The organism is Ahrensia sp. 13_GOM-1096m (genome assembly GCF_000620605.1).
Classification (GTDB): Bacteria; Pseudomonadota; Alphaproteobacteria; order Rhizobiales; family Rhizobiaceae; genus Ahrensia; species Ahrensia kielensis.
On the sequence record NZ_JIAX01000011.1, the window covers coordinates 265,752 to 280,015 of the forward strand.

Sequence of the window (14,264 nt, forward strand, 5' to 3'; positions counted from 1 at the left end):
CCTGTTAAGTAGGGGAGCGCTGATTATGCGTCAATCACGCAAGAATGCTAAAGATCTTATCTAAATAGGCAATAATGCATTTAAGCGGCAGGTCTACCGCTGGCTGTTGCAACAATTGTTGCAGATATGAACTGACGCTTTCCGTCCAGATCCGTTGCACTAACACCATCATTGACGACAACAACAACATTATGCGCCCCAGCGCGTTGAGCCTTATCATGGGCTGCACGTTCGCAAGCAGATTTTGCGACCGCCAAGGCTTCTTCTTCTTTTGCAAACAGGTTTACTGTGAGCTCTAGCTCGGAACCTGTGACAGCAAATTGCATATTTTCGTTTTGAACAATTTCAGCGCTTACCTGCACCCGAACTTGTCCAACGACAGCGCCGATGGCATTTGCTACATCCGCATCGTCGGGCACGATACATTGAAGTCCAAGTGTATCAGCCGCTACCGGATAATAGGCCGCCGCACCTGCACCAAGCCCGATAAGTGGTCTATCAAGAAACAGCGCCATGCGCGCGATGCCCGCTGTTCGGTCAAGGGCACGTTCAATGAGCGGTGATTTTATCGCCAAAGCGCCGTCTAACCCGTCCTCATAAAAAACGCTTTCCAAAATATGCTCTGCAGACAGCCGAGTTAGCCGGTTAATGACGAGCTCGCAGAGTGCCTCTGGAGTGTCGCATATAGGCTTACCGTTGCCATCGCGCTTTTTAGCAAAAAGTTCGGCAGCAAGAGCAGCAGCTTCGCGGTTCCAATGATTAAACGCGCCGCAAACATGATTGGCATCCGATGGTGTAAAGCCAGCGATTAAGACAAGCCCGCGTGATGCAAGCCCGTCCAATGTGACGACTTCTGCCGTTCCTCTTAATAGTCTATCAAGCGGTTGCGGCGTGGTTGTGATACGGGCCAAAAGGGCTGCCTGAGTCTTTGAAAGTCCTGCTGCCATATTTTCTGGCATGCCCGTCAGAAATGTAAAGCGTCCATCAAGCTTGGTCGGGATTTGCTGATTAAGCTGGCGCTTGAGCGCGGATATTATAATGTCTGGATAGGAAGCGGCGACCAATGAAATTGGTGCAAGCCTGCGCGGCCCGAGTTGAATGGTCGCATGAAGATTTTTATCATTGAGCTTTACTTCGCTGTCACCGCCAAGCCCGTGCGTGCGCATGGCAACCGCGTCCACCATAGTGTGATAACCACCAACGCTTGCGCCGGTCTCATCTATGCGTGGGCGGCCTTGGTCGAGTATAGCAATGTCCGTCGTCGTGCCGCCAATATCAGCAATGATTGCATCATCGACGCCTGTTAGAAAATGCGCGCCAACCATTGATGCTGCAGGGCCAGACAAGATTGTTTCGATTGGTCTGTGCAATGCAAATTCAGATGAGATCAAAGAGCCATCACCGCGCACAACCATCAGCGGCGCTTCAATGGCGTGTTCATCCAAAAAGCTCTGTGTCGCGTTGATCAACCGTGCGATCATATCAATGAGCCGCGCATTAAGCAGTGTCGTTAAAGCGCGTTTGGGACCATCAAGTTTTGACGATAATTCATGACTGCAGGTCACAGGACGTTGTGTCCGATCAAGGATCATCGCGCGCACCGCATTTTCATGCTCTGGGTTACGCACGGCAAAATATCCAGCAACGGCGAAGGCGGAAACCTGCTCGGCAAGATCATCAAGCGCAGCGTCCAATGCGCTTAAATCAAGGGTCTTTGAATTGCCGAATGTGTCGTGGCCGCCGGGCAAGAATATTATAGGATCGTCGCGCAAAGCGTTCTTCAATCCTGCTCGTTCAATATCCTTTTCGCTAAAGCCGATCATAATGAGCGCAACGCGCCCACCTTGACCTTCAACCAGCGCGTTCGTCGCAAGTGTGGTTGATATGGATACAAGAGAAATATCGCGGGCAGTAACGCCGCTGCGCTTTAAAACTTGGGCCGCAGCACCAGCAATGCCAATTGCTAAATTATGGCGCGTTGTAAGCGATTTTGCCTTAGCAGTGACAATGTTTTGCGTGTTATCAAAAACAACTGCGTCAGTATAAGTTCCGCCTGTATCAAGGCCTAATGAAAATGACATGAGAATTCCGGCTCTAATTGCAGCTCCGGTCTAAGTCACTTTGTCAAAAATGAAAAGCCGACTTATGAGCGCAGGCTAACCTGCATTGGCAAACCGTTTTGCGGCTGAACAGTAAGTTTTTGAACAGGCCAAGGCGACAGTGATGGTGTTGCGTCAAACCGGAAATCATTGAGCAACAGCGCTAGAGCAATGACAGCTTCTTGTAATGCGAATGTTGCGCCGATGCAGATGCGCGGTCCTGCGCCAAACGGTAAATATTGATATTTGTCAATTTTATCGCGGTTTTCAGGCCAGAAACGTGACGGAATGAATGCATTTGGGTTTTCCCATAGCAATCGATTGCGATGAAGAGTCCAAGGCATCACCAATGCGGTCGTGCCTTTTTCAATTTTAACGCTCTCGCCAGATTTAAACGTAAAAGTTTCTGGCTCTACGGCTTCTCGGTTGATCGACGGCGCTGGCGGATAAAGGCGCATTGCCTCTTCAAACACGGCGCGAGTTTTTGGCATAAGTTCTAACCAGTCAACGGGATCGGGATTACCAGATAAAACCCTTCTGATCTCATCTTCCACGATTGTGCGTTCTTCTGGTGCTTTAGAGAGCAGATACAGTGTCCAGCCAAGCGCACGGGCGGTTGTTTCGTGTCCGGCACCAATGAATGTGATCAGATTATCTTCAATCTCACTAGCACTCAGGCCATCAGGCCCTTCTGCGTTTAACAGCAGCGTTAGAAAGTCATTTTGAACATTATCCGGCGAACTTTTTATTTTCTCTCGCCGTGCATCCATGGTGTTGCGCACCACATTGCGGAATTTTTCTAAAACCTTTCGCCCACGCAAACGCCTAAAGCGCGGTAACCATTCAGGAGCCTTTAAAAGGTCTAAGGGATCAACAGCCCCCATCGTTGACAATAACTCATCGACATCGCTTGCAAAATCAACGCCTTCGGTAACAACCTCATCAGAGAATAATGTTAAGGCCAATATCTCGAATGTTAATTCTGTCATATCATGACTTATATCATGAATGCCCAGATTGTTACGGTAGCGTTCTAAAAAGCTTTGCGTGCGATCGCGCATCATATTGGCAAAGCCATGAATATGACGAGGCGTAAAAACAGGTGCCATTGCCTTGCGCGAACGTTTCCAAGTGTCACCTTCGGCAGTTAGCAATCCTTCACGCAATATTGGCTTCAGAATGAGTTGCCTGATGCGTGCCATCTGATAGTTTTTAGCATTGTCCACCAAGACATGTTTGATCAATTCAGGATGGTTGATAATCAGCGTTTTCTCATTGAGAAATTTTGCCGTGATATACGGCTCGCGATAAGAAACCTCACCCCAAAGCTCTAAGGGGTTGCGCATAACGGTGCGGATAACTTCCAAGCGGCTTGGCGGTTCAGTGCGCGGGGAAGGGTGCGGCGGAATAAACGGTGCTGTTTTAATATCCATGACATATCCTTTGCACCTATGTGGTGATTAGACACCAAATATCAAAGGCTCATCGCCTATTTTCCAAGGCGTATGCTTACGCATGATGTAGTCAAAACGATCAGAACTCAAAAAATGTTCAAGCCATTGATGCAGATGGTCCCAAGGCTGTGCATCAAACCATGCGCGATCAACATTAGCACATTGCCGTACAAATGGAAAAATCGCGTTGTCAGCAAGCGAGGGCTTGTCGCCTAAAAGAAACTTCTGGCGCTTGAGCCGATCTTCATAATCTTCAAAAGTTGCCGCACAAATATCGCGCTGTCCGTTGCGGTTAATTGTTTCGTCAGCGTATCGATTTGGGTATTTATAGCGATCAAGCGCAGCTTTAAACGGTCCGTCATTATGCGCGACAAGTTTCAAAGCTTCTTCAGATAGCCAGTACTCGGGATCATTTTGGCCAAGCGCCCAAAGCATAACATCAAGGCTTTCATCCACAATTGTACCATCTGTTGCAATGAGCACGGGTACGGTTGCTTTGGGTGAGGCGCTAAGCATTTCAGCGGGTTTGTCTTTGAGCAAAACTTCACGCAATTCGACTTTAATACCGGAGGATACAATCCCCATGCGCGCGCGCATCGCGTAAGGGCATCTGCGAAAAGAATACAAAATGGGTAGCGGTTCGCTCATTCGTGACATATCTCCTGATGCATAAAGATATATGAGGATAAAGATGAAATACAATCAGCTAGGCCGCACTGATATTAAAGTGAGCGAAATCTGTCTTGGGACAATGACTTGGGGTGAGCAGAATACTGAAAGTGAAGGCCATGAACAAATGGACTATGCTGTCAGCGAAGGCGTCAATTTTTTCGATACTGCCGAGCTTTATCCTGTCGTTCCAATTCGCGCAGAGACGCATGGCGATACAGAGCGCGTTATTGGTAATTGGTTTAAAAAGCGCGGCAAGCGCGACGACATTATCTTGGCAAGCAAGGTTGGTGGCCCAGGCCAAGAACATTTGATCAATGGCGCGGGTTTTTCTCATGAAGGAATTAAGAAGGCTTGCGAGCAGAGCCTTCTACGTTTGAAGACTGATTATATCGACCTTTATCAAGTCCATTGGCCGAACCGCGGGTCGTATCACTTCCGCCAAAGCTGGGGCTTTTCACCAGATCAGGAAAACAGCCAGCAGTGCAAAGATGATATTGCCATGATTTTGGGCGCATTGGGCGAGCTTGTTGATGAAGGAAAAATTAGGCAAGTCGGCCTTTCAAATGAATCCACTTGGGGAACCGCGCAATATATTCGCCTGTCAGAAGAGCAAAATTTGCCACGTGTCGTGACGGTGCAAAACGAATATAATTTGATGAACCGCATCTATGATTTGGATATGGCAGAACTGTCTGCTCACGAGGATGTGGGCTGCATGTGTTTTTCTCCGCTTGCAGCAAGCATGCTGTCGGGAAAATACCAAAATGGTGCTTTGCCAGAAGGCTCACGCCGTACAGTTCAAGAGGATTTAAGTGGACGATATATACCGCGCGCGATGCCTGCATTGCAGGCTTATCTTGATATTGCACAGCGCCATGGGCTTAACGCTGCGCAAATGTCCATCGCATTTTGTATCAGTCGTCCTTTCATGACATCCACAATCATTGGCGCAACCAATATGGAACAGCTGAAGTGTGACATCGCCGCCAAGGATGTGACCTTATCTGATGCGGTCATGCAGGATATTTTTGATACCTATCAGAAATGGCCAATTCCGATGTAATGCAGGTCGTTAGGAAAGAGCTTGCTCATCGGCGGGATTAATTTCCGGCGATGGGCCATCATAGCCAATGGCATGCGTGACTTGACTGCTTGGAACTTTATGACCGTCTTTGAGAAATAACGTCTTAACAATGCCGCGTGCGTAAAGAACATCGCCCACGACGAATTCTTGTTCGAGATAAATCCACTTTTCATCCCACCCATGAACGCGTGTTTTCAATTCATAACGCTGAAATGGAGAGAGGGATCTTTTATATGATATTTTGGCTGATCCGACGACTGGATACCATTTTTGCTCACGCAATTGCTTGGCCATGCCGCTGCGAATGATGAAGTCCACGCGGCCAAGATCCATGATTGTGAGATATCTGCCATTATTCATATGAATATTGGTATCAAGGTCATTGGGCATAACACGCAATGTGATGACGCTCTCCTCCATCATGCCGAGTTTTGAACGTCTAAAAGCGGTGATGATAACCCAAAGCAGGCGAAAAACGAGGTTCATAAAACGACAAATGCTCCATTGAATTTACCAATTTACCTATAGCAATAAATTGCCTTTTACGTAAACGGCAAAAAGGACAGTTTATAAGTGTTGATCAGATTTGGTGTTTGAGGCCAAAAAGCCTATATATTTAAGGGATTAAGATGTGTGATTCGCAAAGCGGTTACATATCGTGTGAAGGCGCGTGTGGGGCGCGGACCTGAAAAGAGATTTTACTATATGAACGACATACCTGAAACCACAGAATCTGCAGCCGGCGCAGCCTATGGTGCTGATTCTATTAAAGTTCTCAAAGGGTTGGATGCCGTGCGTAAACGGCCCGGCATGTATATCGGTGATACGGACGACGGCTCTGGTCTGCATCACATGGTCTACGAAGTTGTCGATAACGCGATTGATGAAGCTTTGGCGGGTCATGCTGATCTTGTCACTGTGACGCTGAATGCCGACGGATCTGTCACTGTGACAGACAACGGACGCGGTATTCCTGTTGATATCCACAGCGAAGAAGGCATTTCTGCCGCTGAAGTGATTATGACACAGCTTCATGCGGGCGGTAAGTTTGATCAGAACTCCTATAAAGTATCTGGCGGTTTGCACGGTGTGGGTGTTTCGGTGGTGAATGCGCTGTCAGTCATGCTGAAATTGCGCATCGGCCGCAAAGGCAAATTCCATGAAATGACGTTCACACACGGTGTTGCAGATGCACCGCTTAAGGTCGTTGGCGAGGCCGGTGATTATACCGGTACAGAAGTCACCTTTTTGCCAAGTCAGGAAACCTTCACAAATGTCGAGTTTAAGTTCGACACGTTGGAGCATCGCCTGCGCGAATTGGCATTTTTGAACTCGGGCGTTCGCATTCTTTTATCTGATAAGCGCCACGCCGATGTGAAAGAGGTAGAGCTGGTATACGAAGGTGGACTGAAAGAGTTTGTTCGCTACATCGATCGCACACGCAAATCCCTCATTGAAGAGCCGGTTTATATCATTGGCGAGAAGGACGGTATCACAGCAGAAGTCGCTCTATGGTGGAATGATTCCTATACGGAGAATGTTTTCTGTTTCACAAACAATATTCCGCAGCGCGATGGTGGCACGCATATGGCTGGCTTTCGTGGTGCCTTGACCCGTCAGGTCACAGGCTATGCGGATCGCTCTGGTATTTTGAAAAAAGAAAAAGTCAGCCTTACAGGCGATGATTGCCGCGAAGGCTTAACATGCGTCTTGTCCGTTAAGGTGCCAGACCCCAAATTCTCATCGCAGACAAAAGACAAGCTTGTTTCATCCGAAGTGCGCCCCGTTGTGGAGAGCCTTGTAAACGAGACATTGTCGGAATGGCTAGAAGAGCATCCCAATGAAGCCAAAGTATTGGTGTCTAAAGTTGTTGAAGCGGCCGCTGCGCGAGAAGCAGCGCGTAAAGCACGTGAACTGACACGCCGCAAAGGCGCGCTTGATATCACGTCGCTCCCTGGCAAGCTTGCTGACTGCCAAGAAAAAGACCCTGCATTATCAGAAATCTTCATCGTGGAGGGTGATTCTGCTGGTGGTTCTGCCAAGTCAGGCCGTAGCCGTAAAAACCAAGCGATCTTGCCATTGCGCGGTAAAATTCTAAATGTTGAGCGCGCACGCTTTGACCGCATGCTCGGTTCCGATCAGGTTGGAACGCTTATCACGGCGCTTGGTACGGGCATTGGTAAGGACGAGTTTAACGCTGACAAATTGCGCTATCACAAAATCATCATCATGACGGATGCGGATGTTGACGGCGCTCACATCAGAACGCTTTTGCTGACCTTCTTCTTCCGCCAGATGCCGGAGCTGATTGAACGGGGGCATTTGTATATTGCGCAGCCGCCCCTTTACAAAGTTTCGCGCGGAAAATCTTCTCAATATCTCCATGATGAGAAAGCGCTGGAGGAATATCTCATTAGTGTTGGCCTTGAAGAGGCGACCCTTGAAATGGGCAACGGCGAAGTGCGTACTGGCAACGATATCAAGCCGGTCATCGATGTTGCTCTTCAAATGCGCACCTTACTTGCAGGTCTTCACTCCCGTTACGATCATGCGATTGTCGAACAGGCTGTTATCGGCGGCGTTATGGATGCTTCCATATTGGACGATTTGTCAGCGACAGAAGCGGTTGCCGCTAAAACTGCTGAACGTCTTGATATGATCTCAGAGGAGACCGAGCGCGGTTGGACAGGGCGTTTGAATACGTCGAACGAAGGCGCTGGCGGCTACATTTTTGAGCGTACAGTGCGCGGCGTTAAAGAGGTTCAGGTTCTCGATGCCAGCCTGATACAATCATCAGATGCACGAGCGCTTAACCGTTTAGCACCGCAATTAACGGAAGTATTCGATCAGGTGCCGACACTTCGCCGCAAAGATCGTGGCGATAGGCTGACAGGACCAACGATGTTTATCGACATGTTGTTTGCAACTGGCCGTAAAGGCTTGTCACTGCAGCGCTATAAAGGTCTTGGCGAAATGAATGCAGAGCAACTTTGGGAGACAACACTTGATCCCGATGAACGCTCATTGCTGCAGGTGCGTGTAAACAATGCCATTGATGCGGACGATTTGTTTAGCCGTCTCATGGGCGATGAAGTCGAACCACGCCGTCTTTTCATTCAAGAAAATGCATTGAATGTGGCCAATTTGGACGCATAATGGAGCTGTGCATTAACCCATAAGTTTAGCCATTCACCCATATGTTTGCCAATTTTCACCCATAAGTCTGCCAACTCCATAGAAGCCTCAGGACGCGTGTTTGAGGCTTCTGTGTGGTGAAGTAACCAAAACAATTCTGCTTAATTCTGATGGGGTTTTATTTTAGACCTTTGGGAGTGCGTGGGGAGAACGATATTATGTACGTATTCTTGTGGGTTTTTTCTCGCTAGCAAGTTCAAACACTATCTTTGCGTGGTGTACCCCACTAAACGATCTTGACCCTAGGAGTTCAGCGAACGGTTTAGTTGGGCGGATTCCGGACTTTAGCTGCAGGTGCAAATGTTTAACCGACAACGTTAAAAGCGGACACCTCTGTGACCGTGGAAGCCTGCTTCGCAACAGCTCATCACCCTTGGTTTACGGCTGACTTTGTTTGGCTGCAGCGAGACCTGCCAGCTTGTCAGCCCGTTCATTGTGCAGATCACCAGCATGACCTTTGAGCCAAACGACCTTGATATTTCTCGTTTCGGCCTCGTGCTGTAGCTTTTTCCAGAGATCTATGTTTGTTTTTAAAGCCGTTTCTTTATTGAAGCCGTTTTCAACATACCTGCTGTCAGTGCGTATGATTGCAGAAGCACCCGACGGTAAGGAAAGAAGTGCCTCCAGAACCGCGCGAAGCTCCATTCTATTGTTGGTGGTAGATGCCTTGCCGCCAGATTGTTCATCTGCCGTGTCATGAACTACGTACGCCCAACCTCCCGGGCCTTGATCCTTACCGCGCTCCTTACCCCAAGTTAGCACAGAGCCATCAGTAGAAATTGTAACCGTGTTCATGCTCGTCTGAAATTGCTTATTTTTTGGCAGAACGATTGGTGCATTTTCAAAGAACTTTGGCTTGATGTCGGCGAGCAAGCCTATTCCACCTGTGCGGCGCTTATCTTCAGTATTCATCGATTGAGCCTGCTGTGCATACCACTTGCGAAAATTCTCAATCTTAACGTCAATTTTCTTGTCTAGATCTTTCATTGTGGTGCGTAAAGTAAAGTAGGCAAAAGCCTCGCCCCATCCACGCAGAACTTGGTCAATGAGTGTTTATGTTTGTGTATAGCGTTGACGAACAGCGAAGCTGTCCTTCGCTCTACGCACTTCTTTAATCGCAGATCGGCCGTTTGAAAAATGCTCGTCAATGGACTTCAAGATGCTTGCTCGTGCTTTCGGTGAGGGCTGAAATAAACCTGGTTGGCAAGCATACCCCAAGAACCAAAACCCACCTAATCGAGCGTCACCATATTCAGTCTTGTTCTTGTCTGCAGCCAATTGAAAAGGATCGTGGCAGTCTAAATTCATCTCTTTTAGGAAATTTTGGGCGGGCACAAAGGCACACCTACATTTTTTTCAGATGTTGAAAGCAGCAGAAAGTCGTCAATGAAACGGATGCGGATCGCACCTCTATCATTGAACTTAATATCAAAATCGTAGAGCAGGATATTGCCAAACAGCGGAGACAACGGCGATCCTTGCGCCTCAAGTGTTCAAGAAATGCGATTGATGCAATGAAAGTGGCATCTTTGCACAATAGCAGCAATGGGCCCAGACCGCGTTAGAAGCGAATTCGGTTACCAAGAGCTCGATCCTGCACGCAGGACGCGACTAATCATAACAAAAAAACTTCAGTTTCGCATTTGCTCGCGCACAAGAAGTCTGCATGGCATCCCAGTGCATCAGGAACTGTCGCAGCCGGTTCTGGAGCTGCTCCTGTGCGAGGCCATCTTCAAGCACCTGTCGGCGCGTCATCTTAGCCCCAACAATCCAGATTTCCCTGTCAAAGGAGGGGTTTCTGCAGGCAGAAATCAGTAGCTCATTGACGTCCTCGGCGTCTAAGCCAGCAGGATGGCGAAACATTCGGTTTCGGCCAGCAAGGGTAGCAGCGTTCGCTTGAACTTCACTCTGCCACCGCTCTGCTGTCCAAACAGGTGAAGGTCTTCCGAGTGAAATGAATCCTAAGCTTGCAAGGGCCTGCCGCCCGACGACCTGTAATCCGCCCACATTAAAACCGCGACCATTGGGTCCCTGACTTCCGACCTTCGCGTGCACGAGAATCATTTTCTTGTTGTCTGGATCAAGTCCAATAAAGTCGGCAACTTCCTGACCGTCATCATCACATAACCAAATCGGCAGGGCTTCAATTGCGGCAGTCAGTTCATCCTCAGGTATTCCATCGGCAGCACGTTGTCCTTCACAGGTAGCAGAAAAGACTCCAAAGATTGATTGCTGGTGCCAAATGCTCCTGTTGGGCGCGAAGTAATTTTCACCTTTCTCGGAATTCACCTGATCAAGTGACGGAGAGGCCAAAACATAGTCCAAAATCGGGGTGCTTCCATCTTCAAGTTGCCAGCGAACGCGTGGCTCATAGAAGTTTCCTTCTGAGTAAATCACGCCCTGACGAGAGGTGAGAACGCGAAATGACTGTCGCTGGTTTAGACGCTGTACAAGCGTTTGGCCTTGACGGCGGTCGTCCCGTTCTTGTGCAGGAAAGCGCGCGTTCAGTTCATGGCTTTCAATGCGATACTTTCCTGTATCCTCAACGAACTCCACTGAACAATGGATTTCTTGATCATCGATTTCGATCGTGAAGTTTCCATTCGCTTCATCAACGTCTGAACACAGATCGAAGTAGTTGACATCCTCATGCAAAACGAAAGCCGCTCCCCCAACGTCATCGTTACGCATGTCGTCCAGTGACGGATCAATAAGTATGGAGACTGGCTGGGCATCTTCCGTCGTGACATCTTCAACGACGGCAGCATAGCGATCGAACACAGGGCTTCGAGAACGACCGTTGTCACTTAGCTCGGCAGCGACTTCTGCCGTCCACGCAACATACTCGGCTATAGGGACATAGCGTTCAGATGCATCTCGCAAGCGCGAGCGCCCAAACCCAACATATCTTGCGCTGCCATCTACAAAACCCGCCGCCGTCGAAGGCACGAGCGATGGGTCAAGTAAGTCAGTGAATACGTCGGCAAAGGACCGTGTTCGCATGGCCATGCCACGAATAGCGTGCTGCGACATATCGAGTGAAGAGAAAGACATACGTGAAAGGCGAGAAGCATTGTCTTCGCCGTCTTTCGGAAAGGCCTTCTCCATGAGAGAGCGACCAGCGCGCTTTAGTTTGAGGCCAGCCATATCGACAACAAGTCCTTCGGTATCGTGCATGAACACAAACTCGCCCTGCTGTACCGCGACAAATATCCCGAGCTTCCATTCAGAAAAGAAACGGTCAATCAGATAAGGTGAATTGCGCCAAGCGTAGTAAGAAAACCCCAAAGCGTTGCCCGGCATGCCGTCTACGGGCGTAATCTTGAAGCGATCTTTATCCATGATCGCTTCTTCGATAACCGATCCAAAGATCTTAATATTGGGAATAGGTTCAATTGTTTTGAGAACGGCAGCGGATTGGGGAAGCTGGATATCAACTGCCGCAAGCGGTTGCTCAAACTCAAACCGCCCTCGAAATTCACCGCTGATATATTGGTATTCAGCCATGTATTCGAGCAAACGGTCAGGCAGAGTCACTTCGTTGCTAACGATGTGCTCAGTCTTTCGTGCAGCATAGTCCTCATAGCCCTTATAGCGTTCCCAGGCAGTGTGAATTCGTGATGCGTTAGCCGGAGAACCAAGGACCCACCCTGTTTGTCGAAAGCGCGCATCGCCCTTTGAATGTCGTGTGGCCCGGCCAATCTGCTGTACGAGTTGACGCGCATTGCCCATGAGATCAAAGATGCCGACGGCGACAAATGCAGGATCATCAATACCTTCCATCAACTTGTACTGATGAATCCAAAAAGTGGCATCAGCACGATTGTGCTGAGCAGATGCAACGCTGGTAAATCGATTCTGATTTTGAGGAGTCCTCTTGGCGCGGTCATGTATCACTAGAGACTGAGTTTCAAAGACGCGGTCAATTTCGGATTGAAGCATATACAGCGTATCTAGGTCATCACCACGCACCATGACTTTCGGTGCGGTGCCATCGCGAAACCAGTTTCTTGCAGCGGCGAGCCTGTCGGAAAGTTCTTGATGCAAGATTTGGACAAACTGACCTACAGCAGCTTGCCGGTCGCCCTCTGGTTCAACAGTAGGAAGAATGACTTCGGCAGGACGTATTATCTTTCGTTCAATGGCTTGTGCGTGCGGAAAGTTGAAGAGATAGCGGCCCCGCACCCTGAACGACTTGTAGTCATTTCGATAGGGTGTGGCACTTAGAAGAAGCGTTGGTAAATTGAACTCCCGAACACCACGGGACCACGACACTGCTGGTTCGTAGTGGCCTTCATCTACGATAACCAAATCGAAATTGTCACGTATCTCCGCGAGCATAGCTTGGCAGGCGTCTGAGCCAGGTGCATCGGGATCGAACGCCGCTTTCCGAATGGCACCGAGGGCATGATGCGTGCCGACCAAAATGGCCCTATCCACATCATCCCCTCCGAGATTTTGAACAATTTGCCGGGCACCACTTGGCAGAAATTGCTCAACATAAACATCGTCGAGTGCCATTCCCATAGTTTGAGCATCACCGGTAAAAAGGGCGGTTGCATCAACTTCGTAACCCATGTGCTTCCAGAAACGATGGCGAATATCGGCGATCAACTGTTTTGTGAGTGCTGTGCGAGGCGTTAGAACAAGTACACGCCGCACGTCTGGCAGGCAGCGCGCCAGGACGGCAACAATCCCAGACTTCCCTGTGCCGGTTGGTAACTTGAGAAGAGCGGCTTCAATTTGTTCCGGACGCTCTGGAATTGATTTGTCGCCGTTTAGATAAGCGACCACTGTCCCGATAGCCGCTTGCTGATGTTCCCAAAGACCGGGGGCATCGTCTGCCGCCTCCCAAAACCCGTAGGATTGAAGATGTCGAATGTCTTGACCGAATGCCCGCGCATCAATCACATCCGCATGCAATGAAGTCCGCCCGTCGGCAATGAGGTGTCTTAAATTCAATTTCTTATCCAAATACGGACCAAACAGGCACGACAGCTCGCCCCAGAGTTGAAATCGTAACATCTTATTATTGCGATAGAAAGGACCGCCTAAGCGACGGCCCGATCATCAAATTGAAGTCCATGCAGGTAATCAGCAGCGCGCTGCGCATGCGCAGCGGAAGAGAAAATCACGCGTTTGTCATTCTTCGACGCGGTGAGCTACGAATCGAAACATAGCTCATGATCATCGCGATCTTCAGAAGCCCTCACGAGGTCGACACAGAGGAGAACTGCGCCCAACTCGGCGGCGAAATCTTTACGGACATAGTCTTCATTGCAAAATCGCATGCGCCCGAAGGGACTGTCAGGACAGAATTTTTTGACACGCCCAGTGTACGCTCTCATATCAAAACGCCAACGGCAGTTTCGAAAGCTTCAGTAAACTTGTCTCCGTCAGAGCATAGGCCTTGCGAGCGCAGCGAACGGCCGGTCTGACGGGCCTCATCACAGCATAGCGATCAATGGGTGAATGTCTCCTTTGGGCGTGTGCTGTGCCCCTCGATTAGATTGGAGTAGTAGCAATTCATCACTCGAACCAAATCAGCAAGTTCGTTTGCTGATGCGGGGTGGAGACCATTTCCCAGTCTCGCAGCCTCAGACTGGATTTCGACAGCTAAATCGGCCAACCTCGACGGTACGGCCCCTTCAAAAAGGCACGGTTCAATGCGAACCGGAGTCTCTAGCATGTTATTTGCCGATCTTTAAATTAAAATAACTCAATATTTATAGCATGTTAAAAGACATATATCAATAATTT

The 14,264-nt window shown here is 49.0% G+C and carries 8 protein-coding genes; 2 read left to right on the forward strand and 6 right to left on the reverse strand.

Translation table 11 applies throughout. From position 1 onward, the window contains the following. Positions 1-80 precede the first annotated feature (80 nt). The 3 genes from N530_RS0109125 to N530_RS0109135 all read right to left on the reverse strand — a co-directional run bounded on the left by N530_RS0109125 (position 81) and on the right by N530_RS0109135 (position 4,201). Positions 81-2,081, reverse strand: a complete 2,001-nt coding sequence (locus N530_RS0109125; RefSeq protein WP_026480454.1) for a hydantoinase/oxoprolinase N-terminal domain-containing protein — start codon at positions 2,079-2,081, stop codon at positions 81-83. Between the two features lie 62 nt (positions 2,082-2,143). Next, complete coding sequence (locus tag N530_RS0109130) at positions 2,144-3,532, reverse strand: cytochrome P450 (RefSeq protein WP_026480455.1); 1,389 nt, start codon at positions 3,530-3,532, stop codon at positions 2,144-2,146. Positions 3,533-3,559: 27 nt separating this feature from the next. Next, positions 3,560-4,201 (reverse strand): glutathione S-transferase, encoded by a 642-nt coding sequence (locus N530_RS0109135; protein ID WP_035266745.1) that lies wholly within the window; start codon positions 4,199-4,201, stop codon positions 3,560-3,562. Between the two features lie 43 nt (positions 4,202-4,244). Here N530_RS0109135 and N530_RS0109140 point away from each other — a divergent pair, with 43 nt between their 5' ends. After that, positions 4,245-5,288, forward strand: a complete 1,044-nt coding sequence (locus N530_RS0109140) for an aldo/keto reductase (RefSeq protein WP_026480457.1) — start codon at positions 4,245-4,247, stop codon at positions 5,286-5,288. Positions 5,289-5,297: 9 nt separating this feature from the next. On the opposite strand, the gene N530_RS0109145 is transcribed toward N530_RS0109140, so the two are convergent. Next, positions 5,298-5,795 (reverse strand): acyl-CoA thioesterase, encoded by a 498-nt coding sequence (locus N530_RS0109145; RefSeq protein WP_026480458.1) that lies wholly within the window; start codon positions 5,793-5,795, stop codon positions 5,298-5,300. A 219-nt stretch (positions 5,796-6,014) separates the two neighbouring features. Here N530_RS0109145 and gyrB point away from each other — a divergent pair, with 219 nt between their 5' ends. Further along, a complete protein-coding gene (gyrB, locus tag N530_RS0109150; protein WP_026317444.1) occupies positions 6,015-8,465 on the forward strand; it encodes a DNA topoisomerase (ATP-hydrolyzing) subunit B in 2,451 nt (816 codons plus the stop codon). A gap of 417 nt (positions 8,466-8,882) precedes the next feature. Here gyrB and N530_RS0109155 read toward each other — a convergent pair whose 3' ends face one another. Together N530_RS0109155 and N530_RS0109165 are read right to left on the reverse strand one after the other, a co-directional pair. Continuing rightward, positions 8,883-9,491: a ribonuclease H gene (locus N530_RS0109155; RefSeq protein ID WP_051540861.1), complete on the reverse strand. Its 609-nt coding sequence runs from the start codon at positions 9,489-9,491 to the stop codon at positions 8,883-8,885. 624 nt (positions 9,492-10,115) lie between these two features. Further along, a complete protein-coding gene (locus N530_RS0109165) occupies positions 10,116-13,529 on the reverse strand; it encodes a DEAD/DEAH box helicase (RefSeq protein ID WP_081773933.1) in 3,414 nt (1,137 codons plus the stop codon). Positions 13,530-14,264: the final 735 nt, after the last annotated feature.

What these genes read in the sequence shown, in the direction of transcription:
- gyrB (WP_026317444.1), top strand. Translation starts at nt 6,015, where the DNA reads ATGAACGACATACCTGAAACCACAGAATCTGCAGCCGGCGCAGCCTAT.
- N530_RS0109165 (WP_081773933.1), bottom strand. Translation starts at nt 13,529, where the DNA reads ATGTTACGATTTCAACTCTGGGGCGAGCTGTCGTGCCTGTTTGGTCCG.
- N530_RS0109135 (WP_035266745.1), bottom strand. Translation starts at nt 4,201, where the DNA reads ATGAGCGAACCGCTACCCATTTTGTATTCTTTTCGCAGATGCCCTTAC.
- N530_RS0109145 (WP_026480458.1), bottom strand. Translation starts at nt 5,795, where the DNA reads ATGAACCTCGTTTTTCGCCTGCTTTGGGTTATCATCACCGCTTTTAGA.
- N530_RS0109125 (WP_026480454.1), bottom strand. Translation starts at nt 2,081, where the DNA reads ATGTCATTTTCATTAGGCCTTGATACAGGCGGAACTTATACTGACGCA.
- N530_RS0109130 (WP_026480455.1), bottom strand. Translation starts at nt 3,532, where the DNA reads ATGGATATTAAAACAGCACCGTTTATTCCGCCGCACCCTTCCCCGCGC.
- N530_RS0109140 (WP_026480457.1), top strand. Translation starts at nt 4,245, where the DNA reads ATGAAATACAATCAGCTAGGCCGCACTGATATTAAAGTGAGCGAAATC.
- N530_RS0109155 (WP_051540861.1), bottom strand. Translation starts at nt 9,491, where the DNA reads ATGAAAGATCTAGACAAGAAAATTGACGTTAAGATTGAGAATTTTCGC.